This window comes from Sphingomonas azotifigens NBRC 15497, from assembly GCF_002091475.1.
In the GTDB taxonomy this organism is placed as follows: Bacteria; Pseudomonadota; Alphaproteobacteria; order Sphingomonadales; family Sphingomonadaceae; genus Sphingomonas; species Sphingomonas azotifigens.
This window is the reverse complement of the sequence record NZ_BCTR01000076.1, coordinates 1-24,896: the sequence shown is the minus strand read 5'-3', so window position 1 is coordinate 24,896 and position 24,896 is coordinate 1. Positions and strand designations below refer to the sequence as shown.

Genomic DNA, 24,896 nt, shown 5'->3' with positions numbered 1-24,896 from the left:
TCCAAGGAGGAGGGGCTTAGAGAGGGAACGCCTCGTCCGCACCCGCAGCCGTCCGGAACCGGAACGCCATGCTGTGTCGGTACGTCTCCCCAGCCTCCGCGCGCGCGCTAGGAAAGTCCGGCTGGTTCGGGCTGTCGGGAAATTTCTGCGGCTCCAGGCACAGCCCGCCACGCTTCGGATACACCCCGCCGCCGGTCCCCGGCGCGCCGTCGGCGAGGTAGTTGCCCGAGTAGAACTGCACGCCCGGCTCGGTGGAATGCACCTCCAGCACGCGACCCGACACGGGATCGAACAGCGTCGCGATCCGGCGTTCGAACCCGGCGGGGCCGTCCAGCACAAAGTTGTGGTCGTAGCCCTGCCCCAGCGCGAGTTGCGGGTCCGCCGCATCGATGTCGAGACCGATCAGCTTCGGCGTACGGAAGTCGAATGCACCGCCGTCCACCGGCGCCAATTCTCCCGTCGGGATCAGCGCATCGTTTACCGGGGTGATCGCGCTCGCCGGGATCTGCAGCAGATGGTCGAGCACCGTCACGCCGCTGCTTTCGCCGGCGAGGTTGAAATAGGCGTGCTGCGTCAGATTGACGATCGTCGCCCGGTCGGGCGTGGCGGTGAAGCGCACCGCCAGCCCGTCCGCCTCCAGCGCATATTCCACCCGCGCGACCAAGTCGCCGGGGAAGCCGTTCCAGCCATGCGGGCTGTCCAGCCGAAAGGTGACCGCGTCGTCACGCCGCGCTTCCACCGTCCAAAGCTGCTGATCGAACCCGCCCGGCCCCGAATGCAGGCTGTTGCGGCCCTCGTTGGTGGTCAGCTGGAAGGTCTCGCCGTCGAGCGTGAAGCGCCCGCCGGCGATGCGGTTGGCATAGCGCCCCGCCACCGCGCCATAATAGCGCGGCGGTTGGCGCCGGTAATCCTCGAGGTCGGCATAGCCGAGCACGACATTGTCCGATCGACCGAGCCGATCGGGTACCTCCAGCCGGTGGAGCGTCGCGCCCAGGGTGAGGAACTGCGCGCGGAACGCCCCGCGCGCAATCTCGACAACCTCGATCCGGCTCATTGCCCCGGGCAGACCGAGTTATTGGGATCGGAAACGATCTTGGCCTCGGCCAGCGACAGGGTGAACGGCCCGCTCGCCTGCAGCACGATCGGCGCACTGACCTTGGTCACGTCGACACCGTTCTTCTGATAGCATTTCAGCAGCACATTGACGGTCTGCCAGCCGCTCTTGCCGGTGAACAGACCGGTGGCATCGATCGCGCCGCTGTTCTTGCCACCCTCCATCGACAACTTCACCGGACCGCTCGGTGCTGCGTCGACGCGGTAGACGAGCCGCAGCGACAGGTCGCCATTGGTCTCGCGGCTGAGGTCGAGATCGCTGCCGCCGATGCGCAGCGTCGCCGGGCCGGCGGGCCAGGTCAGCTGCTGCGCGCCTTCCTGGGTCGCCGGGCCATCGACGGTCTTGCGGGTGATCTTGCTGTCGGTCGCGAACGAGAAGGGCGCCGGCGTGACGCCCTTGGCGAAGAAGGTGCTGGTGTTGGCCAGCGACGCATCCACACCCGCGACTTCGCTGAGCGCGCCTACCGTGCCCGGCTTGGCATAGCTAAGGCCGTAGCCGAAGGCGAACAGCGGATCATAGCCCGGCTCGCCCCGGTTGAGGGTGAACTGCCCGGCGGTCTTGGGCCAGCTGAAGGAAAGCGTGCCGGTGAAGTCGCGGCGCGGCTTGCCGGCCTTGTCGCCGATCAGCACGTCCGCCACGCCCGCACCCTCGCTGCCGGGCAGCCAGGCGGCGACGAACGCGTCCGAAGCGTTGAGCTCCGGGTTCACCCAGAGCGGACGGCCTGACAGGAACACCGAGACGACCGGCACGCCCGCCGCCTTGAGCTTCTTGAGCAGCGCCAGCGCCTGCTTGTCGCCCGGCTGGAATTCCAGCGTGCGCACGTCGCCGCGCATCTCGGCATAGGGCTCCTCGCCGAACACGACGATCGCCACGTCGGGCTTGGCCGTGAAGCTGCCGTCCGCCGAGAGCGTCGCGGTGCCGCCGCCTGCTTTCACCGCCGCCTGGATGCCGGCGAAGATCGTCTCGCCGTTCGGGAACATCGAGTTGGGATTGCCGTCGCCCTGCCAGCTGAGCGTCCAGCCGCCCGATTGCTGCGCCATCGAATCCGCCCCCGGCCCCGCGACCAGCACGTTCGCACTCGCCTTCACCGGCAGCACGCCGCTGTTCTTGAGCAGCACCAGCGACTTGGCCACCGCCTCGCGGGCGATCGCGCGATGTTCGGGGGCGCCGACCATCTCGGCCTTGCTCTCATAGGGGCGGGCGGCGTTGAACAGGCCCATCTGCACCTTCACGCGCAGGATGCGGCGCACCGCATCGTCGATGCGCGCCATCGGGATCGTGCCGTCCTTCACATGCGCGAGGGTCGATTCGTACAGGCCCTTCCAGCTGTCCGGCGCCATCGCCATGTCGAGCCCGGCGTTGAAAGTCGCGGCGCAATCGGTGGGCGTGCAGCCCGGAATCTGGGCATGGCCGTTCCAGTCGCCGACGACGAAGCCGTCAAAGCCCATCTTGCCCTTCAGCACATCGGTGAGCAGCGACGTGTTGCCGTGCATCTTGGCGCCGTTCCAGCTGCTGAACGAGGCCATCACCGTCATCGTGCCGGCGTTGATCGCACCCGGATAGCCGGCATTGTGGATGCGGATCAGTTCGTCTTCGGAGACACGCGTGTCGCCCTGGTCCTGCCCGCCAAAGGTGCCGCCGTCACCGAGGAAATGCTTGGCCGAGGCGGCGACATAGCCCTTCTGCAGCCGGTCCTTGGTGCCCGGCGCGCCCTGAAGGCCGCGGATCATCGCGCCGGCATAGCTGCGGACGACCTCGGGCGCCTCCGAATAGCCCTCATAGGCGCGGCCCCAGCGCTCGTCCTGCGGCACGGCGAGCGTCGGGCCGAACGCCCAGTCGATGCCGACGGAACTCGTTTCCTCGGCGGTGGCACGGCCGATCTTCTCCATCAGCGCCGGATCGCGCATCGCGCCCAGGCCGACATTGTGCGGAAAGAGCGTCGCGCCGATCACGTTGTTGTTGCCGTGCACCGCGTCGATGCCGAACATGATCGGAATCGGCGTGTGCCCCACCTTGCGGGCGAGCGCGGCCTTCTGGAAGGCCTGCGCCGTTGCCAGCCAAGGCCCGCGCGGGGAACGATCGGGCGCACCGAGCGGGGGCGAGCTACCGCCCGCCAGGATCGAGCCGAGCGGATAGACGAGCAGATCCTCGGGCTTGATGCTGCCGATATCGGCCTGGATCATCTGGCCGACCTTCTCCTCCAGCGTCAGCTTCGCCATCAGCTCGGTGACGAACTTCTCGGTGGCGGGATCGATCAGGCCCTGGCTCTTCGCAGTCGGCCATTTTTCCGGATGAGCGGTGGAGGACAACGCTGTCGGCGCTTGCTGCGCAAAAGCGGGCGCGGCGGCGAGGATCGTGGTGGCCAATAGCAGCTTCAGGCCCGCAGGCATCGTCTCTCTCCCAACTGGTTCTCTGGTAGCGATACCGCAGGATCGTCGCCCAAGTCCATGCACCAGCAGAACGCAAGCGGCGACCATCGGCCTCCTTTCAGTCCTTTAGGGGATCGCCGCGCGGTTTCCGAGCCTCTATCCGCCGATAGGCTCAGGCCGCGGCGGCGCCTTCGCCGTCGGCCGATGCCTTCCACAGCGCGCTGCTCTTGGGCAGCAGGAAATAGCTGAACGGCAGGATCGCCGCGCCAACCGCCGGCGCGTCGGCGGAAAGCTGGGCGCGGGCAATCGGCGCGAGCGCGGGGGCGTCGCCGCCCTGTTCGGCCAGCAGCGCATTGGCCCGCTCCGCAAGCCGGTCGACATGGCGGCGGGGCAGCCGGCCGCCGATCAGCACTGCCTCGGGATTGATCAGGCAGTTGACCGCCAGCAGCGGCTGCACGAGCAGCCGCGCCGATTCCTCGATCCACGCCGCGACCACCGCTTCCAGCGCCGGATCGCCGCCATCGTCGCCGAGCATGTCCTGCACGCTATAGCCCGCCGCCGCCAGCGGCGCGGCAAGCCCGGAGAGCGAGACATGCGCCTGGATCTGCCGCGCTACGCCGTCCGGACCGCGATAGGGCAGGAAGCCGAGCTCGCCGCTGCGCCCGCTCGCGCCGCGGAAATAGTTGCTGTCGATCACCAGCCCGCCGCCGAGCGCCGAGGAGATGAGGATGTAGAAGAAGCTCGAATGCTGCAGCCCCAGCCCCAGCTGGAGCTCGCCCATCGCAGCGGCGGCGGCATCGTTCTCGACGAAGACCGGCACGTCGAGCGGGCCGGCGAGCAGCTCGGCAAGGTCGGTCTGTTCCCAGCGACGATAGGCCTCGGGCTTGCCGGGCAGATCGATCAGGCCGAGATCGTCGGGCGTGGCAACGCCGAGGCCGACGATCCGCGCGGCGTCGACGCCCGCCGACGCGATCAGCGCTTCCACCTCGGCACGGTAGAAGTCGGCCACCTGCTCGGGCAGTGCGAAATCGATCTCCCGCGAGGCCCGCGCCACCGTCTGACCGAGAAAGTCGACCAGCACCAGCGTCACATGGTCGCGATCGATGTTGAGGCCGAGCGAATAGCAGGCCTTGGGGTTGATGATCAGATTGGTCGGCGGCTGGCCGCGCCCGCCGAAGCGCCGCCCGGCATCCTGGATCAGCCCGTCGGCCAGCAGCCGCTTGGTGATGTTGGCGATCGCCGCCGCCGTAAGGCCGGTAATCCGCGCGAGATCGACGCGAGTCAGCGACCCGTTGGCGCGGATCGCATGGAGGGTGACGCGTTGGTTGTGATCCGCGGCACGTTCCAAGTTGGTACCAGAAAGGCGGATCGGAGGGCGGCCGCTGCTCATATCGATTGGATATCAGTCGATTTGCGGCCAGGGTGCAAGCGCCGAGCGGCGCAGGACGGTTGAATTGTGAAACTTGGTGAATAAAAACAGGTCGTCGCCATTCCGGCGCACGATGCACGGCGGTGCGCGCGGTCAGCGCGTCCGAAAAATTCTTGGGGGAGAAAGATCGATGCGCAGTTTCACCCGCGCGATGCTGACCAGCGCCGCCCTGCTTGCCCTCACCACCGTCCGCGCCGCCGAGCCCGACAATGCCGGGCCGTATAATGCCAGCTTCCTGGCCGGCGGCATCGGCATCGACCGGCCGCTGAGCGGCGCCGATGCGCTGCTCCGCTCGGGCGCCCCGGTGACGTTGTCGGCCTGGGTGAAGCCCGATCTGGTGCCGCAGGGCGTGGTGACGCTGATCGCGTTCGGCGACCCCGCCGGCGACTGCCGCTGCCTGGGGCTGCGCAACGGCGCGCTGCACTTCTTCGGCAGCGGCACCGCGGTGAACAGCAGCCCCAAGCTTGCTGCGGGCCGCTGGAGCCATGTCGCCGCGGTGATCGAGGGCGGCCGGGTACGGCTGTACCTCGACGGCAAGCAGGTCGGCGAAGGCGCGCTCAACGGCTCGGCGGTCGCCTCGCGCATCGCGCTGGCGCCGGTGGTGGCGGGGCAGCCGCATTTCGGCGGCGCGATGGTGCAGGCGCAGTTGCGCGGTGTCGCGCTGGGAACGACCGAAGTGCAGGGCGAGGCCGCCGCCGCGCCTGCCTTCGATCTCGTCCAGATGTGGCAGGTCGGCGTCGGCTGGAACCTGCAGAAGACCGCCAATATCGGCATGACGCGCCAGCAGGATCCCTGGACGCTGCCGCAGAGCGATACCGCCTACACGCCGGCGGTCGCCAAGCCGGTGCCGGCGCTGCCGAGCCTTGCCCCCACGGGTCCCACGCGCTGGCAGATCAACGGCTGGCAGCTCGCCGCCGCCCCCGGCATCTCCGCCGACGGCGCCGCGCTGTCCCGGCCCGGCAACCCCGAAGGCACTTGGTATGCCGCCACCGTGCCCGGCACGGTGCTGACAACGCTCGTCGATCGCGGCGTCTATCCCGATCCCTATTACGGGCTGAACAACCTCAAGATCCCCGAGAGCCTTGCCCGGCAGGACTATTGGTACCGCACCAGCTTCACCGTGCCGGCGGAAGCGGCGGGCAAGCGGCTGACCCTCGTGTTCGGCGGCATCAACTATGCCTCCGAAGTGTGGGTGAACGGCCAGCGCCAGGGCGGTACCCGCGGCGCCTTCATCCGCGGCCAGTTCGAGATCGTGCCCGCGGCCGGCGAGAATGTCATCGCCGTCCGCGTATCGCCGCCGCCGCATCCGGGCATCCCGCACGAACAGTCGATCAAGGCGGGCGTCGGCGAGAATGGCGGCCAGCTCGCGATCGACGGCCCCACCTTCGTCGCGACCGAGGGCTGGGACTGGATTCCCGGCATCCGCGACCGCAACACCGGCATCTGGCGCCCGGTCGAGCTGGTCGCGACCGGCGACGTGAAAATCGGCGACCCGCATGTCGTGACCGACCTGCCGCTGCCGCGCACCGACAGTGCGGATGTCTACATCACCGTGCCGTTCGAGAACCGCGCTGCCACCACGCAGCCGGTGACGATCCGCGCGGCGTTCGACGACGTGACGGTGGAGAAAACCGTCACCGCCGCGCCAGGCAAGGGCGAGGTCCGCTTCACGCCCGCGGAGTTCCGCCAGCTTACCGTGCGCAACCCCAGGCTCTGGTGGCCGAACGGCTATGGCGATCCGGCGCTGCACGACCTCAAGATCGAGGCCGCCGCGAACGGCCAGCCGAGCGACACCAAGGCGCTCCGCTTCGGCATCCGCGAGGTGAGCTACGACCTCTCGCTGTTCGACCATCTCGGCCAGCTACGCCGCGTCAACGTGCAGACCACCGATGGCGGCCTGGCCGGCCAGCAGCTGATCGACGTCCGCCACGAGGCGCTCAAGCGCAGCCCCACCGGCTGGGCGGAATCGCTCACCCTCGCCGGCGAGACCTCGAAGGCGGTTACCGCGATCCCCGATGAGACGCTGCCCGAGCCGCATCTCGTCCTCCGCGTCAACGGCGTGAAGATCGCCGCGCGCGGCGGCAACTGGGGCATGGACGATGCGATGAAGCAGGTCAGCCGCGCGCGCCTCGCCCCCTATTTCCGCCTCCAGCGCGAGGCGCACATGAACATCATCCGCAACTGGATGGGCAACAACGACGAGGACGAGTTCTACGATCTTGCCGACGAGAACGGCATGATGGTGCTCAACGATTTCTGGCAGTCGACCCAGAATTTCCAGGTCGAGCCCGACGATGCGACGCTGTTCCTCGACAATGCCCGCGACGTGGTGGCGCGCTATCGCAACCATCCCTCGATCGTCGTCTGGTTCGGCCGCAACGAAGGCGTGCCCACTCCGACGCTCAACGAGGGCCTCGACCAGTTGATCCGCGAGTTGGACGGCACCCGCTGGTATACCGGCAGCTCTAACGAAGTGAATTTGCAGGGCTCGGGGCCGTATAATTATCGCAAGCCGGAGGGGTATTTCACCGATCTCGCGACCGGCTTCTCGGTCGAGACCGGTACGCCCTCGCTCTCCACGCTCGAATCGGTAGCGGCGACGGTGCCCGCCAAGGATCGCTGGCCGCTGTCGGACACGCTGGCCTATCACGACTGGCATTTCAGCGGGAACGGCGACAGCAAGACCTTCATGGCCGCGCTCACCACGCTGTTCGGCCAGCCGCTCAGCTTTGAGGATTTCGAACGCAAGGCGCAGATGATGAACCTCGAGACGCACAAGGCGATGTACGAGGGGTTCCTGGGCCATCTCTGGACCAAGAACAGCGGCCGACTGCTGTGGATGACGCACCCCGCCTGGCCGTCCAACAGCTGGCAGATCTATAGCTGGGACTATGACACCCAGGCGTCCTATTACGGCGCCAAGAGCGCGGCCGAGCCGGTGCACATCCAGCTCAACCTGCCGGACAACCAGCTCGTGGTGCTCAACACCACCCGCGACGATCTGCGCGGGCTCACCGCCAAGACACGGGTCGTCAGCCTCGACAATGTCCAGCTGTTCGCCCGCACCGACAAGGTGGACGCCCGCGCCAACCGGGCGACCACGCTCGACGACGTGCCGCTCGACCGGCTCTATGCGGCGAGCCCGATGCTGCTGGTCGAGCTGACGCTGACCGACGCCAAGGGCACCCAGCTCTCGCGCAACTTCTACTGGCGCGGCCGCGACGACACCGCCTATCGCGCGCTGGAAAGCCTCGCCACGGTGCCGCTGGAGGTGCAGGCGAGCACGCCCAAGGTCGACGGCGAGGACAAGGTGATCGCGGTCACCGTCGCCAACAAGGGCACGGTCCCGGTGCTGAACGCCAAGCTCACCCTGGTCGATGCCGAGGGCAAGCGCATCCTGCCGGCCTTCTACAGCGACAACTATGTCTCGCTCCTACCGGGCCAGCACCGCGTGCTGAGCGTGCGCTATCCCGCAAGCGTGGCGGCGCCGGCGCATCTCGCGGTGCGGGGGTGGAACGTCAAGGCGGCGACCGTCGCGGCGACGGGGAAGTAGCGCGGAGCGCCCCCTGCGAATCGTCATCCCGGCGAAAGCAGGGGTCCATTCGCCTCTCGCGATCAGCAGGAGGCGCTACGGTGACCCCAATGGATTCCGGCTTTCGCCGGAATAACGGCCGGGGGGTTAGGCCTTAGCGCCCCGCCGCCCGCAGATCGGCCGGCGTGCTGCCCGAGGCGAGGTACAGCGCCACGCTGTCCGCCAGCCTCGCACCCTTGGCCTGGACGAGTTGCACCGATGCCTGCGACGCCGCCGACGCCGCGTTGAGCAGCTGCAGCGTGCCGAGCGCGCCCAACTCCACCTGTCGCCGCGTCATCGCCAGCGTCCGGCTTGCCGCGGCATCGGCGCGCGACGCGGCATCCAGCGCCTCGGCATCGGTGCGCAGGCCCGCGATCGCATCGTCGACGTCGAGGAACGCCTGGAGCGCAGTTGCGCGGTATTGCGCCTTGGCCTCCTCCAGCGCGGCTTCCGCCGCCCGCTGCTGGTGCTTGAGCTGGCCGGCATGGAAGATCGGTTGGGTAATGCCGCCGACGATCGAGAAGAACGGGTTGCCGTCCTGGAACATGTCGAGGAACTTGGTCGCCGAGCCGCCGGCGTTGCCGCTGAGCGTGATCGAGGGCAGCCGCGCCGCGATCGCCGAGCCGACATCGGCGGCGGCCCCGCGTACCTGCGCCTCGGCCGCACGCACGTCCGGTCGGGCCGCGACGATGTCCGCCGGCAGCGCAACCGGCAGGCTGGCGGGCAGCTGCAATTCGGCCAGCGTCGGCAGATCCGCAACCGTACCCGGCGCCTGGCCGGTCAGCGTCGCGATCAGCCCCGCTTGGTGCTGCGCCTGGCGGAGCAGCGGCGGCAGCGTCGCCTCGATCGTGGCGAGCGCGGTCTGCTGCGCGCCAACGTCCGCCTCGCCGATATCGCCGAGCTTGCGGCGCTTCTCGAGCAGGTCGACCAGATCGCGATTGTCGCGGATCGCGGATTGCGTCGCCTCGATCTGCGCCTGCAGCGCCGCATGCTGGATCACCGCGAGCACCAGATTGGCAACCGCCGTGGCCTGCGCCGCGTGCAGCCGGTGCGCCGCCACGTCCGCCGCCGCGCGGGCCGAGCGGACCTTGTTGCGGCCCGCGCCGAACAGGTCGAGCGGATAGGCGACGGTCAGCTGCGCGGTGTGCAGCGTATAGAGATAGTCGTTCTGATCGGCGAGCGGGCCCGACAGCGCCTTGGAGATGCGCGTACGCTGCGCCTGGTAGCTCGCATCCACCTGCGGCCCGGTGCTGCCCGACGCGGCCTTGGCCAGTTCCTGCGCCTGGCGCAGGTTCGCCTCGGCGGCGGCCAGGTCGTTGTTGTGCGCCAGCGCCTGCGCGACCAGCGCGTCGAGCCGGGCGCTGCCGAAGCCCTGCCACCAGTTCGGCACCACCGCCGCTCCGGCGACCAGTTGCTGCGCCGCGCCGCTGACCGGGGAGATCGTGACGGGCGCCGGGGCTGGCGGCGTCGGGACGGGGTTGGTCAGGTCGTGCGGGCCCACCGTGCAGCCGGCGAGCAGGACGAGCGGGATCATGGAAGTGCGGCGCATCATGCCTGCTCCGTCGGGGTGCCGTCGACATGGTGGCGACGAACGGTGTGGCCATGCGCACCCTGGTGGCGCGAGAACTTCAGGATCAGCGGCGGCAGTACCAGCAGAATCAGGAGCGGCGCGAGCGTCATGCCGCCCACCACGACCAGCGCCAGCGGCTTCTGCACCTGGCTGCCGATGCCCGTGGACACCGCAGCGGGCAGCAGGCCGATCGCGGCGGCGAGGCAGGTCATGATCACCGGGCGCAGCGAATGCTTCACCGTCGCCGCCATCGCGGTCGTGTGGTCCATGTCTTCGTTGACGTTCTGGTTGAACGTGCTGACCACGAGGATGCCGTCCATCACCGCGATGCCGAACAAGGCGACGAAGCCGATCGCGGCGGAGATGCTGAACGCCGTCCCCGTCAGCGCCAGCGCCAGCACGCCGCCCACCATCGCCATCGGGATGACGCTGAACGCGAGGAGCGTGTCGCGGATCGAGCCGAAGTTCGCAAACAGCAGCACCAGGATCAGCACCAGGCTGATCGGCACGACGATCTCCAGCCGGTTGACGGCGTTGGTCAGATTGCCGAGCTCGCCCGCCCATTCCAGGTGATAGCCCGGCGGCAGCTGCACATGCTTGGCGATCCGCGCCTGCGCTTCCCCGATCGTGCCGCCCAGGTCGCGTCCGCGGACGCTGAACTTGATCGGGACATAGCGTTCCTGGTGCTCGCGATAGATGAACGACGCGCCCGAGGTGAGCTTCACCGTCGCCACTTCGGACAGCGGCACCTGGATGATGCCGTTCCCAGTCGGCGACGGCGCGCCGATCTGAATGCGGCGGATCGATTCGATGTCGTCGCGCTGCGCCTTGTCGAGCCGGACGACGATCGGGAAGTGCCGGTCGGTCGACTTCTCGTACAGGTCGCCGCTCGACTGGCCGCCCACCGCGGCCGCAACGGTGGAATTGATGTCATCCGGCGTCAGCCCGTAGCGGGCGGCGGCGGCGCGATCCACGTCGATGCGGACGGTCGGCTGGCCAAGCGAATCGGAGATGCCGAGATCGGCGACGCCCTTGGTCTGCGCCATCTGCGTCTTGATCTGGTTGGCGATCGACTCGAGCGTCTCGAGGTCGCTGCCATAGATCTTGAGCGAGTTGGAGCTCTTCACCCCCGACGACGCCTCTTCGACGTTATCCTGGATGTACTGCGAGAATTCGAACTCGACGCCCGGATATTTCGCCTGCAGCTTGGCCTGCAGCTCGGCGGTGAGCTTCTCCTTGGTCACCCCGCTCGGCCAGCTGTCGAAGGGCTTGAGCGGCGTGTAGAACTCCGCGTTGAAGAAGCCGGTGGGATCGGTGCCGTCATCCGGGCGCCCATGCGTCGAGACGACCCGATCGACCTCGGGATAGCTGGCGATGATCTTGCGGATGCCGTTCACCGCATCCTCGCCCGCCTCCAGCGAGATCGACGCGGGCAGGCTGGCGCGGATGTAGAGGTTGCCCTCTTCGAGGTGCGGAAGGAACTCGACGCCGAGCACGCGGATCGTCGCGAAAGAGCCGAGCACCAGCAGCCCCGCAAGTGCGAAGGTCAGCACGCGATTGGCGATGGCGAAGGCGATCGCCGGCTCCAGCACGCGGCGGATCTGCCGCACCACCCAGGTATCCACTTCCTTCAGCTTGTCCGGCAGCAGCAGCGCGGAGAGCACCGGCGAGACGGTGAACGCCGCGAGCAGGCCGCCGGCGATGGCATAGGCATAGGTCTTGGCCATCGGGCCGAAGATATGGCCTTCCACCCCGGTCAGCGTGAACAGCGGCAGGAAGCTGGCGATGATGATCGCGGCCGCGAAGAAGATGCCGCGGCTGACGTCGCTGGAGGCGTGGAGGATCGCCGAGAAGCGGTTGGCGTGGCTCGCATGGATCCGCCCGTCGGAAATCGCCTGCGACCGATCTGCCAGCCTTCGGAAGATCGCCTCCACCATGATCACCGCCGCATCGACGACGAGGCCGAAATCGAGCGCGCCGAGCGACAGCAGGTTCGCCGATTCGCCCTGAATGACCAGGATCAGCACCGCGACCGAAAGCGCGAACGGGATGGTGATCGCGACGATCAGCGCGCTGCGCAGGTCGCCGAGGAACAGCCACTGCAGGATGAAGATCAGCAGCACGCCTTCGAACAGGTTGTGCATCACCGTCTTGGTGGTCACCGCGATCAGGTCCGAGCGATCATAGATGCGCTCGATCTTCACCCCCGGCGGCAGCACGCCGCTGGTGTTGATCTCCTCGATCTCGGCCTTCACCCGGTTGATCGTCGGCAGCGACTGGGCGCCCCGCTGCATCAGCACGATGCCCATAACGATATCGTCGTCCTGGCCCTCGCCCGCGACGCCCAGGCGCGGCAGGTTGCCGATCTTCACGGTACCCACGTCGCGCAAGAGCACCGGCGTGGTGCCCGCCGTGCCGACCAGCACGTTGTTGATCGCGTCGACCGACTGGATCAGGCCGACGCCGCGGACGATCGCCGCCTGCTCGCCGAAATTGACGGTCTGGCCGCCGACATTCGAATCGCTCTTGCCGATCGCGCTCAGCACCTGCGGCACGGTGATGCCGTGCGCGGTCAGCTTGTCGCGGTCGAGCTGGACTTCGTAGGAGCGCAGCTTGCCGCCCCAGCCGGTCACGTCGATCACGCCGGGGATGCGCTTGAAGCGGCGCTGGAGCACCCAGTCCTGGATGGTCTTGAGGTCCATCACCGAATAGCCGCTGGGGCCGCTCAGCCGGTAGCGATAGATTTCGCCGATCGGGCTGGTCGGCGAGATCAGCGGCTGCGCGTTATTGGGCAGGTTGCCCAGCTGCGACAGGCGGCCGAGCACCATCTGCTGGGCCTGTTCGTGCGTCACGTCATAGCTGAACTGGATCTTCACGTCGGACAGGCCGAACAGCGAGATCGAGCGCACCGCAGTGAGGTGCGGCAGACCGGCGATCGCCACCTCGATCGGGGTGGTGACGTTGCGCTCCATCTCCTCGGCGGAGATGCCGTCGCTCTGCGTCACCAGTTCCACCATCGGCGGCACCGGATCGGGATAGGCCTCGATGTTGAGGTTGAGAAAGCCGAGCACGCCCGCCGCGATCATGCCGATCAGCAGGGTGAGCACCAGCATCCGCTGGCGCAGCGCCATTTCGACGAGGCGGTTCATTCGCCGAGACCCGCCTCGTTGACGAACAGCGCACCCTTGGCGACGATCTTGTCACCCGGAGCGAGGCCGCTGAGCACACGGGTGAGGCCGCCATCGGTTTCGCCGATCTGCACCGGGCGGCCATAGATCAGGCCGTCCTTGGCCTTCACCCACACGCGCGTCGTATCGCCCTCATGGATCACGGCGACGGCGGGGACGAGCACGCCCTTGCCGTTGTCGACCGGGCGGCGGATCGTGAACGACGCGAACATCTGCGGCTTGAGCTCGCCGCCGGGATTGGCGATCGTCGCGCGCACCGGCAGGCGGTGCGTCGTCGGATCGAGGCCGGCGGCGACATTGTCGACCGTCGCGGTGAATTCCCGCCCGGGCAACGCCGGCGTGGTGACGATCACCTGGTCGCCGACACGGATGCTCGCGGCCTCGCTCTCGGCCAGCTGCGCGACCAGCCAGACGCGGGCGGGATCGGTGATCGTCATCACCGGCGTCGCGCCGCCGCTGCTCAGGAACTGGCCCGGAGCGACATTACGATCGGCGATGATGCCCGAAACCGGCGCGCGGTAGATGGTGTAGGCCGAGGTGCCGACGCCTTCGGTCTTGCCGAACAGCGCCAGCCGATCCTGTGCGGCGCGCTGGGCCGACTCCGCCTGGCGGGCGGCGGACTGGGCGGCGACGAAATCGGCCTGGGCCTGGAGATAGTCCTTCATCGCACCGCCGGCGGTTTCGGTGATCGCCTTCTGCCGGGTGACGTTGCCCTGGGCGATGCGCAGCGCCTCGGCGGCACTGGCGCGCTGGGCGCTGGCGCTGAGCAGCGCGTTGCGCGCGTCGATCAGCTCGGGCGAGGCGATTCGGAGGAGCGGCTGGCCGCGCGTCACACGCTGACCCGGCTCGACCAGCACCTGGAGCACCTGGCCGGAAAAGGGGAGGACGATCGGCGTGCTATGGTCGCCGTCGGCCTGGATCGAGCCGCTGGCGCGGACCAGCTCGACATTGGCGCCGCCCTGGACGGTGGCGAACTGCATCTGCGCCAGTTGCTGCTGCGTCGGGCGGAAGGCGCCCGGCGGCAGCGGCGTCTCCTGCACCGGCTTGGGCGCCAGCATCGCCTGGACGAACAGGATCAGGACGAGGATCGCCACCACGGCGACCACGATCGCCCCCACCAACAGACCTTGCGACCGCGGCGACAACCGGCGCGCCTCGGGGAGGCTGTTGCTTTCCACACTATGTCCAGTCACATAATTCCCCTTACGGGTGCAATATAGCAGACACACATCCGTTGCGGTCGATGCTGCACCGCGCCATTATTGGACCCGACTGACAGGAAGCTTACGGGATCGTGAAATCGTGCGCGTGCTGATGATCGAGGACGACCAGCCGCTGGCGATCGCGTTGACCGAGGCGCTGAAGCGTCGCGGCATCCAGAGCGACGTCGCCGGCAATATCGCCGACGCACGCCAGATGATCGCGGCGGCGCGCTATGCCGCGCTGCTGCTCGACCTGGGCCTGCCCGATGGCGACGGCCTCGGCCTGGTGCGCAGCCTGCGCGCCGAGAACAATCCGCTGCCCGTGATCGCGGTGAGTGCGCGCAGCGCGCTCGATGCGCGGATCGCGGGGCTGAACGCCGGTGCCGACGACTATATCATCAAGCCGTTCGACGTCGACGAACTCACCGCCCGCCTGCACGCGGTACTGCGCCGCCAAGGCGCGCTGACCGGTGCCGAACTGCGCTTCGGCAATCTCCGCTTCGACACGGCATCGGGCGATCTGCAGGTTGCCGACGTGCCGGTCCTGCTCACCGCCCGCGAACGCCAGTTCGCGGCGCTGCTGCTGCGCCGCTTCGGCCAGGTGGTCACCAAGCAGTTCGCCGAGGACCAGCTCTACGGCCTGAGCGAGCCCGTCGGCTCGAACGCGCTGGAGGTGCAGGCCTATCGACTGCGGCGCAAGCTGGAAGGCGCAGGGGCGACCGTGCGGATCGAAACGATCCGCGGCGTCGGCTACATGATGCGCGAAGTCGCCACCGGCACCGGCACATGAAATTCTGGCCCCGGTCGCTGATCGCCCGCATCCTGCTGATCGAGCTGGCGGCGATCGCGATCGCCGCGGTCACGCTGCCGATCCTGCTCACCTCCTTCCTGCGCGCGGAAGCGAGCCGCTATGAGCAGCGCACGCTCAGCCAGCAGGCGCAAGCGATTGCGCAAGGCGTCCTGCCGGCGCCGGGCGGGCTGCGCGTGCAGCTCCCGCCCGCGCTGACGCGCATCTACGCCTCGCCCTATGATGGGCGCGCCTTTGTCGTGATCGACGGCGCAGGCCGGTCGATCGGCGGGAGCCCCTATGTCGACCTCGCGCCCTGGCACAATGCGCCACGCGGGCCCGCCGCCGCTTCGTTCCGCAAGGACGGCTTTGTCGGCATCAGCCTGCCGGTGCACCGGGGCGCGGAGACCGCCTGGGTGATCGTCACCCAGGATCGCACCGGGCCGGGCGCGATCCTCGACGATGTGGTCCACGACTTCATCCGCCGCTACGATCCGGTGCTGGTCTCGATCCTGCTGCTGCTGCCGCTGATCAACAGCGCGCTGATCGCCCGCCTGGTGTTCGCGGTCCGCGCCGCCTCGCACCAGGCGAAGGCGATCGGGCCGCACAATCTGGATGTGCGGCTGGAGGAGTCGGGCCTGCCGCTGGAGGTGGCACCGCTCGCCCGCGCCACCAACGATCTGTTGATGCGGCTGCAGGCAAGCTTCCGCAACCAATCCGAATTCGTCGCCAATGTGGCGCACGAACTGCGCACGCCGCTCGCCGTCCACCGGGTCGAGCTGGAGGCGGTGGAGGATCCGGTACTGCGCGCACGGCTGCGCCAATCGACCGACCGGCTCGGCCATGTCGTCGCCCAGCTGCAGGACCTGGCGACGCTGGAGGTAATGGCCGAGGACCGGTTCGAGCCGTTCGACGCGCAGCTGCTCGCCCAGGAAACGATCGGCCTGCACGCGCCGGAGATCCTCGCCGCGGGGGACACGATCGCGCTGGAGGCACCCGCGGCACCGCTGCTCGTGCGCGGCAATCGCGTGCTCGCCGGGGTGGCGCTCGCCAATCTGATCGTCAACGCCAGCCGGCACACCCCGGCAGGCACCACCATCGATGTGCAGGTGACGCCCGATGGCGTGCTGCGCGTCCGCGACAACGGACCCGGCATCGCGGCCTCGGACCCGGAGGACGCGACCAAGCGCTACTGGCGCGCCGACCAGCAGCGATCGGACGGGGCTGGGCTAGGCCTGTCGATCGTCCGCCGCATCATGGAGGTCCATCAGGGCGAGGTGACCGTGCGGAGCAGTCCCGGCGCGGGCACCTGCGTTGCCCTGCGCTTCCCGCTCGCCGCAGATAGCAGCAGCGTCACCAACCCGTCGTAATGCCGATCCGAAGGTTGCGCGGCCTGAGCGGCGTCAGCTGATCGCGCAGGCTGAGGCTGAACGGATTGCCGAAGGCGAACTGGTTCGCCCGTCGATCGGTCAGGTTCGACAGTGTCAGGCTGAGCTCGGCGTTCCGGATATGAATCGCGGCCACCGCGTCCGCCGTCCAGTAGCGCCCCTGGCTGACGTCGAGAAAGTCCCCGGTGCCCAGCACCGAGCGGCCGGTATAATCGGCTGAAAGACCGACATGTGGGCGGCCGGGCGTCGTTTCCCAGGCATAGGAGATGCCGACATGCGCCGCGAAGGGCGGCGTCTCCGGCAAACGCCGATTGTTGCGCTTCGACAGGTCCGCGATCGAACCTTGCACCCGATTGTCGGTAAACAGGAAACTGGCATCCGCGTGCAGCCCCGGCACGGGGATCCAGTCGAGATTGCCTTCCACCGCCAGGATCGTCGCCGAGCCGATATTGGCGGTATAGGGCTGGCCGCGCGGCGTGATCAGGTCCGCCTGGACATCTTCCCACCATGCCATCGAGACGCTGCCCGAAGCGGCGAGCCCGGTGGCGCCGTGGCGCAGCTTGCGCAGCCCGGTTTCCACCACCGTGATCGCATCCGGCCGGTAATCGGCGACACGGCCGACCCCGGGCGCGACCGCGATACCACCGGTGCGATAGCCGGTCTGGAAGCGGGAGAACCAGGCGAGATCGGACGTCAGGCGCCACGACGCCGCGAGCGTGGGATCGAGACGCCGGGTCATCCGGCCCTTCACGAAGGTCGAGGGGCGCGCCTGGGCCGAAGGATCGCCATCGGTGCGCGCCACCGAAAAGCGTGCGCCCGCGGTGATCGAAAAGCGCGGCGTCACCGAGAAGGTCGCCTCGCCAAAGCCGGACGCCGCGTTGATGACGTTGGTGACGCCAACGATGCTCGCGTCGCGGCCCGGCTGCGCCACGCTACGCGTGAGCACATCGGTGTCGGTGATTTCCGTAAAGCCAGCGACCCAGCTGTTGCCGCTGGGCAGCGAGCGCGACAGGCGCACCTCCTGACTCAACAGCTGCTTTTCGTGATTGGCACGGTACAGCGTCGGCGGGCTGAGCACGGCGCCGCGGGCGCTGCGGGCGGTGGCATCGAACGTCTCGCGCGTGTCGTAGCCGGTGATGCCGCTGGCGGACACGAAGCGAAGGCCGCTGTCCCAATCCTTAGTGACCACCAGCCGCCCGAACAGCAGGCGGTTGTCGAAGGGCTGCGCCAGCACGGTGCGGCGGGCCAGCGGCCCCTCCAGGCGCTCGGCATACTGCCCGTCGGCCGCGTCGATCCATTGCCCGGCGCCGCCAAGCTCCACCCGCCAGCCATCACCGGGGTCGACGCGCAGGGTCGCCCGAAAACCGGCGGTGTTGCTGCGGTTCACATCGCGGAGATTGCGATCGGTATCACGCAGATAGCCGCCGTCGCGGATGCGGTAGCCGACCAGCCGCAGCCCGGCCTTGCCGGGCAGCACCGGCAGGTTGAGCATGCCGGCCAGATCATAGCCGGGTTCGGCGCCTCCGGTTGCCGTGACGCCCGCCGTCGCCGCGGTGGCGATGCCGTGCAGGTCCACCGGGTTGGACGTCAGCCGGATCACCCCGCCGATCGCGCCGGACCCGTACAGCGTTCCCTGGGCGCCTTCGAGCACCTCGACGCTGGCCATGTCGTAGAGGCGCAGGCCCGGCTCGGGTCCCGAATAATTGAGCTGCACGTCGTCGAGATAGACGCTGGTGGGCGATTGGGTGCTGCCGTTGAAGCTGCTGTCGGCGATCCCGCGGATGAACACCTTGTTGCGGCCCGAGCCGAGCTGGGTCGCCTGCAGGATCGGCACCTGGTGCGTCGCGTCGCTCAGCGTGCCGGTCGCCACGCTCGCCGATGCAGGGCCGCCGCCGACGAGCGTCAGGCTGCCGGGATAGCGCAGCAGCGTGATTCGCTGCTTGCTGGCGGTCACGATGATGTCGGGGCCCTGCACCGGTGCCGCCGGATCGACGGGCGTGGTGGGGGCAGGCGGACGCCGTACCGCCGGGGTCCTGGTCCGCTCGATCCGGTAGCCGCCGCCGGGCAAGCGCCGCGCCCGGAATGCCGTGCCGCGCAGCAGCTGCTTCAGCGCCGCATCGACGTCCCGCGCACCGCGTACGGCCGGGGTCCGGACCGCGCGGAGGCCGGGATCGGTGCTGACGATGTCGATGCCTGTCTGTCGTGCAAGCGTGCCGATCGCCACATCGAGCGTGGCGGGGGGAAGCGTGATGCGACTGCGCTGTGCATGTGCCGGCGCGGCCGGCAGCAGGAGCAGGGCAAGCGCGAGACTAAGGCGTGTTCGGCCCCTGCTCCGCCAGAATCCACTGCCCGCCGTCACGTCGCCACGTTGCCCCGATCAATTCGGCCAGGCGCGGTACGTCGTGGTCGGCGGCGCCCGTAAAATGGACGACGCCGGTGAACGGCCTTTCCGACAAGCTGCCCTGCAGGGCGATCCGGGTGCCGTAAAGACGTTTCAGCGACCCCGCAACCTCACCCAAGGGTTGCCCCGTGAAGCTGAGGCGTCCGCTGCGCCAGCCGCCGACCAGCGCCGGCGCAACCCGGGTGCGGGTCACGGCACTGCCATCGTCCTGCGCGGAAAGGGCATCGCCCGGCCGCAGCGTCACCGCCGCGCCGCGGGGCTGGAAGGCCACCGATCCCTCCGAAACGGCGACATTCAGATGCCCGTCGAGATGGGCGACGTTGAATACCGTTCCAAGATCCTGCACCGCCACGCCGCCCACCTTGAGCGTGAAAGGCGTCGCGGCATCGTGGCGGACATGGAACAGCGCCTCGCCCTGGTCGAGCCTCGCGACACGCGGATTGGCGCGGTCCAGTGTCATCCGGGTGCCGCCGCTCAGCTCGATCCGAGTGCCGTCGTCGAGGGCGATGGTCTGCCGTTCGCCGTCGCGGGTGGCGACCTGATAGGGTTGCGCGTGCGGCAGCGTCGAAGGCAGCACGGCCATCGCGACCGCCGCGGCCGCCGCAGCGCCGCCGGCCCACCAATACCAGCGGCGGTGTGCGGGAAGATTGTCGTTGCCCACAAGCGGCGCGGGTTCGGGGAAGCGCACCGTGCCGATCAGGCGGTCGGCCGCAGCCACGCGATCATAGGCATCGGCATGCGCGGGACTTTCCTCCAGCCAGGCGATGAACGATTCCCAGACAGCCTCGTTCGCCTCCGCCAGCCGCAGCTGCCAGGCAATCGCCGTCTCGATCGCGTCTGCCGTCTCAACCTGCACGGTCGGAACCCCTTTCCCTATTGAGACGACGCCCCTCGACCGAATCCACACTGGAGGAATCGAGGCGCTCCTGAATTTTCTTATAGGCGCGCTGCAGCAGCTTCTCGACGCCGCTGACGCTGATCCCCAATTGCTCGGCGATCGCGCGCTGCGGCCGCTCCTCCAGCCGGAACAGCCGCAGCGCGGTAGCCATGCGTTCCGGCATCTCGGCGATCGCCCCCTCGACCGCCTGCCACTCGCTGCGGGCGAGCAGCGTCCGCTCGGCATCGGGGACATCCTCGGCACCCGGCTGGACTTCCATCCAGCCGGCGTCGCGGCTGCCCCGCCGCCCCGCCGCGATCCGCCGATCGGTCGCCAGATTGGCGGCGACGCGGTACAGGAACGCTGCGGGCTGCGCGATCGGCTGATCGGCAAGCTGGTCGATCCGCAGCCACATGTCCTGCAGCGCGTCCTCGGCGTCGTCGCGATTGCCCAGGCGTGCAGCGAGCAGGCGCAACAGCATCGGCCGTTGTGCCAGAAACACCGCCTTCAGCCCGCCATCGCTCACTGCCGTTCGATCCCCGTGGAGGATCAGGCGGGAAATACCAGACCCTCGGCAGCAGCCATGTCGGCGATCGGCAGCCGGTGCAAGGCCTTGGCTTCGCGAATGCGTGCAGCGGCGATGGTATCGCCCGGCCGCTCGCCCGCGCCGGGGTGGCACATCACCAGATGCATTGCGCCTGGGCGGCGCAGGAAGCGCGCGAACAAGGCCGCATAGTCGCGGCGGAAATCATAATGGCCGGCAAAGCTCGTATTGGTGCGCAGCCCCAGCGCGGCGGCAGCGCGGCGCAGCCCGCGGCTGTGCCAGGCGCTGCCGATCGCCTTGCCGACGAAGGGCCGGGACAGGAGCGCGGTCGCGCGGTCGGTGCAGTCACGGACCCAGGCCCGCGGCGCTCGCGCAGCGGTTTCCGCCAGTACCAGATCGCGGATGCCAGGCAGCGCATGCGCATGCTGATGGCCGTCGACGAAATCGGGCGGCCGACGCATCGCCGCGGAAAAGGCGGCGAACTGCGCCGAGAGCTCCGTCGCGATCTCGTCCAGCGGCACGCGCCACCGGCCCGCGGCGCGCGTCAGCGGGTCGATCTCGGGCAGCCGACCGGCGGGCGCGAAGCGCGGTAGGCGCGTGCGCGGCACCTCGCCTGTCAAGGTCAGGTGCAGCCCGATCTGGACGTGCGCCGGAACGTCCGCCAGCATCCGGGCATCCTCGGCCCAGCCCGGCATCACCGCCATGCAACTGATCGCGTTGATCTTGCCCGCCTGCGCCAGCGTGACGATCGCCTTGCTGATCGGCGAGGAATAGCCGAAATCGTCAGAGCAGAGAATGAGACGGGACAAGCGCCGGTCCTTCGATATGGTGGTACTGGCGCTCGCGGATGCGGTGGCTGAGCAGGCGGCGGTGCTGCAGGCGACGGGCGAGGAAGCGGTAGAAGAACCAGTCTCCCGCCACCGGGGCCGCCGCCGAATAGAGCAGGCGCTCGAACAGCGTCCAGCGGATCGAGTCGCGGTCCCGCTCGCGCGGCGAGGGCGTGCACCACATCTCGGTCGAATAGCCCATGCGACCCCGCCGCATCGTGCGGTGGATCACTTCATGGTCTTCCAGCACGAAGTTCCAGCGTGCCGCATCGAAGCCGCCCGCGGCGCGCAGGCTGCGCGTGCAGAAGGCCTGGCCCGCGCCGCCGGCATGGCACTGGTGGGGTAGCAGCCGCGCTGCGGTGAGGAACCGCGCCGCCTCGGTCATGCGCGCCGCATCGCTGATCTCGGCAGGCACGAAATAGGCGCCGGCAACGACATGCCCAGGACGCGACAGGATGGCCTCTGCAGCGGCCAGATAGTGCGACGGATACACCGTGTCCGCATCGCAGGTCGCCACCCAGCGCGTCCGCACCCAGGCGAGGCCCGCGCGTAGCGCCGCCACCTTGCCGGGGGTGCGTTCGGTGATCAGCAGATAGTCGAGCTTGTGCGCCCGGCAGAATCCCTCGGCAACCGCGGCGCTGCCGTCGGTTGAGCCGTTGTCGACCAGGATGAGCGTGAACGGCACCGTCTGGCGAGCAAGGCTTTCGATGGTCGCGGGCAGATAGTCGCGTTCGTTGAAGAACGGAATCAGCACGGTCCAGGCGGGCGTGGCGCCCGACGATCCACCGTCAAAGGGGTCTTTCGAAAGATCCAGATACATCGCTGCGACCATCCCATCACTTCGGATGGGTGCGAGAGACGGTCGCACGAAAGGGTTCGGCGACTAAGCCATTGTCGCCGGCCGATTTCAGGCGCGCCATTTCCTCCCCACCCGTTGCAAAGACGACGCATTGAGGAGCGACCCGCACTGCCGAACGTAGAAAAATATAGAGGCAGTTAACCGAAGCCCCTGCGACGACGCGGCGACGCGATTCCGCACCAGTTTGCGGAAAAATATGCTTGGTGACTGGGGACTTAGCGCCGACTATCCGGTGGCACGGTGGAATATAGCAACCCTGTTGCCGCACCGGCGACTCGCGGGTCGTGGCGACGCGGTGCGAGCGGCCTGCTCTTGTTCGCGATGCTCGCGGTGGCGCTGCGCGCGCATGATTTCGGCAATCCCGTCATCCATGTCGACGAGCAATATTATCTGCTGGTCGGCGACCGCATGCTGCACGGTGCGCTCCCCTATGTCGACTTCTGGGATCGCAAGCCGCTGGGCCTGTTCCTGCTGTTCGCCGGCATGCGGCTGCTGCCCGGCGACGGCGTGCTCGCCTATCAATGGACCGCCACCCTGTTCGCGGCGCTTACCGCCGGACTGATCGCGCTCTCCGCACGGCGGCTGGGGGCGCGGACGATCGGCGCCGCGGCGGCGGGCTGCGCCTATCTGCTGTGGCTCGGCTATCTGAGCGGGCGCGGCGGCCAGTCCCCGGTCTTCTACAATCTGTTCATGGCCGCGGCCGGCTGGATGACGCTGCGACTGCCGGCGCTGGCCCAGTCGCGCGCGCGGCGCGCGATCCTGCTGCAAGGAGCGGCCGTCTGCCTGCTCGCCGGCCTCGCCATCCAGACCAAATATACGCCGGTCGTGGAAGGCGCGTTCTTCGGGCTCGCGCACCTCTGGTATCTGCACCGGGCCGGGGCGAGGCCTGCGCTGCTCGGCAGCGCGGGGCTGGGCTGGGCGCTGCTCGGCCTGGCTCCGACGTTCGCCGCGATCGCCTGGTATCATGCGCAGGGGCCGGCGGCGTTCGCCAGCTTCTGGTTCTCCAACTTCGCCTCGGTGGCGCTGCGGCGGAGCTACCCCGCCGCCAAGATCGTCGCGCGGCTGGCAGGCACCACCGCACAGCTCTCGCCGTTCCTCGTCTGCGCCGCGCTCAGCTGGCGCTGGCAGCCCGCGGCATACCGCGCCGAGCTGCGCGTCGCGCTCGGCTGGCTCGCGGCAGCGCTGGTCGGCTTCGCGATGATCGGCGCGTTCTTCGATCATTACGCGCTGCCGCTGCTGGTACCCTTCGCGATCGTCGCCGCGCCCGCGCTCGGCCGCTCGCGCCTCGCGCTCGGCGGTAGCGCGGTCGCCGCGGCGGTGCTGTTCGCGGTGCATGCGCGGATCGAGCCCGACGATCGCGCCACTGCCCAGGCCGCGGCACGGATCCTCGCCGCCCATGCCGGGCAGGGCTGTCCCTTTGTCTTCGCCGGCGATTCGGTACTGTACCTGCTAGCCCACACCTGCGTGCCCACCGCCTATGCCTTCCCCTCCACGCTCGCCTACGAGGCCGAACAGGGGGCAACCGGGATCGACGAAGCCGCCGAGGTCCGCCGCATCATGGCGACGCGCCCGCCGGTGGTGGTGACGATGGATCCGCCGCTCGCCGCCTGGAACCGGCAAAGCCTGGCGGTGATGGCGCCGCTGCTCGCCCGCGACTATGCGGTGGCACTGCGTGGGCCCCGCGAGGAAAGCCAGCTCCTCGTCTATGTCCGCCGCGATCTGGCGCGCTAGGGGTTTACACGGCGCCCCGGCTTCGGCTTGGGTGACCCGACATAGAAGCGAAGAGGTTCCGATGAAGCGCATCCTGTTGGTGGTACTGGCCGCGGTCGTGCTGGTCGGAGGCGTCGCCTTCGCCTTTACCCGGATCAAGCCCGGCGGCATTCCCGTGGTCCGCGCCGTCGCCGTGGCAACGCTGCCGCACGATACCGGCGCGTTCACCGAAGGCCTCTTCTTCGATCACGGCGTGATGTACGAAAGCACCGGGCAGGTGGGCGAATCCGTCATCCGCAAGGTCGATCCCGCCACCGGCAAGGTGCAGCAGGAAACGTCGCTCCCCGCCCCCTATTTCGGGGAGGGCATCGTTGCCTGGGGCGACAAGCTGTTCCAGCTCACCTGGCAGGACAAGACCGGCTTCATCTACGGCCTCGACAAGTTCGAGCCGCGCGGCACCTTCTCCTACACCGGCGAAGGCTGGAGCCTGACGCGCAACGACAAGGCGATCATCATGAGCGACGGCACCCCGGTGCTGCGCTTCCTCGATCCCGCGTCGATGCAGGTCACCTCGACGCTGCGCGTGACTGCCAATGGCTGCCCGGTCGCGAATCTCAACGAACTCGAATGGGTCGATGGCCAGATCTATGCGAACATCTGGCAGACCAACCTGATCGCCAAGATCGATCCCGTCAGCGGCAAGGTCACCGGCTTCCTCGACGTGAGCGACCTGGGGCCGAAGGACCGCGGCACCGACAATGTGGCGAACGGCATCGCCTATGATGCGAGCACCAAACGGCTGTTCGTCACCGGCAAGCGCTGGCCGCAGCTCTATCAGGTGAAGGAAGGCGACACCGTCGCCAAGTCGTCCGAAGCGGCCAAGCTGACGAGCTGCAGCCAGCAGTAAGCGGCGCCCCACCCTACCTTCCTATCCCCCTCGCTTCTTCTAATTCCCCTCCCGCTTGCGGCAGTGCAATCGCATTTGGAACCTCGCGACGACAGCACGTCCAAAACAATCGTCATCCCGGCGGAAGCCGGGATCCATTCGCGCTGAGATGGC

Annotated in this window: 16 protein-coding genes; 5 read left to right on the top strand and 11 right to left on the bottom strand. The window is 68.5% G+C overall.

All coding sequences use genetic code 11. The features are described 5' to 3' along the window. Nucleotides 1-16 precede the first annotated feature (16 nt). From SAZ01S_RS20900 to SAZ01S_RS20890, 3 genes are all read right to left on the bottom strand, one after another. Complete coding sequence (locus SAZ01S_RS20900; protein WP_084584203.1) at nt 17-1,054, bottom strand: aldose epimerase family protein; 1,038 nt, start codon at nt 1,052-1,054, stop codon at nt 17-19. Further along, nucleotides 1,051-3,504: a glycoside hydrolase family 3 protein gene (locus SAZ01S_RS20895; protein ID WP_084584201.1), complete on the bottom strand. Its 2,454-nt coding sequence runs from the start codon at nt 3,502-3,504 to the stop codon at nt 1,051-1,053. Before SAZ01S_RS20895 ends, SAZ01S_RS20900 begins: the two co-directional genes overlap by 4 nt. Nucleotides 3,505-3,655: 151 nt before the next feature. Next, on the bottom strand, nt 3,656-4,831 hold the full coding sequence (locus SAZ01S_RS20890; protein WP_245825084.1) for an ROK family transcriptional regulator: 1,176 nt from the start codon (nt 4,829-4,831) through the stop codon (nt 3,656-3,658). 211 nt (nt 4,832-5,042) lie between these two features. On the opposite strand from SAZ01S_RS20890, the gene SAZ01S_RS20885 reads away from it, so the two are divergent. Further along, on the top strand, nt 5,043-8,465 hold the full coding sequence (locus SAZ01S_RS20885; protein ID WP_245825082.1) for a glycosyl hydrolase 2 galactose-binding domain-containing protein: 3,423 nt from the start codon (nt 5,043-5,045) through the stop codon (nt 8,463-8,465). A 133-nt stretch (nt 8,466-8,598) separates the two neighbouring features. Here SAZ01S_RS20885 and SAZ01S_RS20880 read toward each other — a convergent pair whose 3' ends face one another. From SAZ01S_RS20880 to SAZ01S_RS20870, 3 genes are read right to left on the bottom strand one after another with little or no spacing between them, the layout of a single operon-like run. Then, nucleotides 8,599-10,032, bottom strand: coding sequence for an efflux transporter outer membrane subunit (locus SAZ01S_RS20880; RefSeq protein WP_084584209.1), 1,434 nt, complete (start codon nt 10,030-10,032; stop codon nt 8,599-8,601). Next, nucleotides 10,032-13,202, bottom strand: a complete 3,171-nt coding sequence (locus tag SAZ01S_RS20875; RefSeq protein WP_084584198.1) for an efflux RND transporter permease subunit — start codon at nt 13,200-13,202, stop codon at nt 10,032-10,034. Before SAZ01S_RS20875 ends, SAZ01S_RS20880 begins: the two co-directional genes overlap by 1 nt. Continuing rightward, nucleotides 13,199-14,434 (bottom strand): efflux RND transporter periplasmic adaptor subunit, encoded by a 1,236-nt coding sequence (locus tag SAZ01S_RS20870; protein ID WP_084584196.1) that lies wholly within the window; start codon nt 14,432-14,434, stop codon nt 13,199-13,201. The genes SAZ01S_RS20875 and SAZ01S_RS20870 overlap by 4 nt, the downstream gene beginning before the upstream one ends. Nucleotides 14,435-14,543: 109 nt before the next feature. Between SAZ01S_RS20870 and SAZ01S_RS20865 the strand changes: the two genes are divergently transcribed. After that, nucleotides 14,544-15,233 carry a response regulator gene (locus SAZ01S_RS20865; RefSeq protein WP_084584194.1) on the top strand — a complete coding sequence of 230 codons (690 nt, stop codon included), beginning with the start codon at nt 14,544-14,546 and terminating at the stop codon, nt 15,231-15,233. Then, the gene (locus SAZ01S_RS20860; protein WP_084584192.1) at nt 15,230-16,600 is read left to right on the top strand and encodes a sensor histidine kinase; all 1,371 of its coding nucleotides are present in this window, start codon (nt 15,230-15,232) and stop codon (nt 16,598-16,600) included. The genes SAZ01S_RS20865 and SAZ01S_RS20860 overlap by 4 nt, the downstream gene beginning before the upstream one ends. On the opposite strand, the gene SAZ01S_RS20855 is transcribed toward SAZ01S_RS20860, so the two are convergent. The 5 genes from SAZ01S_RS20855 to SAZ01S_RS20835 form a co-directional block, all read right to left on the bottom strand. After that, nucleotides 16,584-18,842 (bottom strand): TonB-dependent receptor, encoded by a 2,259-nt coding sequence (locus SAZ01S_RS20855; RefSeq protein WP_245825080.1) that lies wholly within the window; start codon nt 18,840-18,842, stop codon nt 16,584-16,586. The genes SAZ01S_RS20860 and SAZ01S_RS20855 overlap by 17 nt on opposite strands. Nucleotides 18,843-18,927: 85 nt before the next feature. Next, on the bottom strand, nt 18,928-19,875 hold the full coding sequence (locus tag SAZ01S_RS20850; protein ID WP_084584191.1) for a FecR family protein: 948 nt from the start codon (nt 19,873-19,875) through the stop codon (nt 18,928-18,930). Next, complete coding sequence (locus SAZ01S_RS20845; protein ID WP_245825078.1) at nt 19,865-20,422, bottom strand: RNA polymerase sigma factor; 558 nt, start codon at nt 20,420-20,422, stop codon at nt 19,865-19,867. The genes SAZ01S_RS20850 and SAZ01S_RS20845 overlap by 11 nt, the downstream gene beginning before the upstream one ends. A 23-nt stretch (nt 20,423-20,445) precedes the next feature. Then, a complete protein-coding gene (locus SAZ01S_RS20840) occupies nt 20,446-21,249 on the bottom strand; it encodes a ChbG/HpnK family deacetylase (protein ID WP_084584189.1) in 804 nt (267 codons plus the stop codon). After that, entirely contained in the window at nt 21,224-22,087 is an 864-nt protein-coding gene (locus tag SAZ01S_RS20835; protein WP_084584204.1) for a glycosyltransferase family 2 protein, read from the bottom strand. Before SAZ01S_RS20835 ends, SAZ01S_RS20840 begins: the two co-directional genes overlap by 26 nt. A 360-nt stretch (nt 22,088-22,447) precedes the next feature. Here SAZ01S_RS20835 and SAZ01S_RS20830 point away from each other — a divergent pair, with 360 nt between their 5' ends. Then, nucleotides 22,448-23,857 (top strand): ArnT family glycosyltransferase, encoded by a 1,410-nt coding sequence (locus tag SAZ01S_RS20830; protein WP_084584187.1) that lies wholly within the window; start codon nt 22,448-22,450, stop codon nt 23,855-23,857. A gap of 61 nt (nt 23,858-23,918) precedes the next feature. Beyond that, nucleotides 23,919-24,743: a glutaminyl-peptide cyclotransferase gene (locus SAZ01S_RS20825; RefSeq protein WP_084584186.1), complete on the top strand. Its 825-nt coding sequence runs from the start codon at nt 23,919-23,921 to the stop codon at nt 24,741-24,743. Nucleotides 24,744-24,896 lie beyond the last annotated feature (153 nt).

What these genes read in the sequence shown, in the direction of transcription:
- SAZ01S_RS20900 (WP_084584203.1), bottom strand. Translation starts at nt 1,054, where the DNA reads ATGAGCCGGATCGAGGTTGTCGAGATTGCGCGCGGGGCGTTCCGCGCG.
- SAZ01S_RS20895 (WP_084584201.1), bottom strand. Translation starts at nt 3,504, where the DNA reads ATGCCTGCGGGCCTGAAGCTGCTATTGGCCACCACGATCCTCGCCGCC.
- SAZ01S_RS20885 (WP_245825082.1), top strand. Translation starts at nt 5,043, where the DNA reads ATGCGCAGTTTCACCCGCGCGATGCTGACCAGCGCCGCCCTGCTTGCC.
- SAZ01S_RS20880 (WP_084584209.1), bottom strand. Translation starts at nt 10,032, where the DNA reads ATGCGCCGCACTTCCATGATCCCGCTCGTCCTGCTCGCCGGCTGCACG.
- SAZ01S_RS20875 (WP_084584198.1), bottom strand. Translation starts at nt 13,202, where the DNA reads ATGAACCGCCTCGTCGAAATGGCGCTGCGCCAGCGGATGCTGGTGCTC.
- SAZ01S_RS20860 (WP_084584192.1), top strand. Translation starts at nt 15,230, where the DNA reads ATGAAATTCTGGCCCCGGTCGCTGATCGCCCGCATCCTGCTGATCGAG.
- SAZ01S_RS20835 (WP_084584204.1), bottom strand. Translation starts at nt 22,087, where the DNA reads ATGTATCTGGATCTTTCGAAAGACCCCTTTGACGGTGGATCGTCGGGC.
- SAZ01S_RS20830 (WP_084584187.1), top strand. Translation starts at nt 22,448, where the DNA reads ATGCTCGCGGTGGCGCTGCGCGCGCATGATTTCGGCAATCCCGTCATC.
- SAZ01S_RS20825 (WP_084584186.1), top strand. Translation starts at nt 23,919, where the DNA reads ATGAAGCGCATCCTGTTGGTGGTACTGGCCGCGGTCGTGCTGGTCGGA.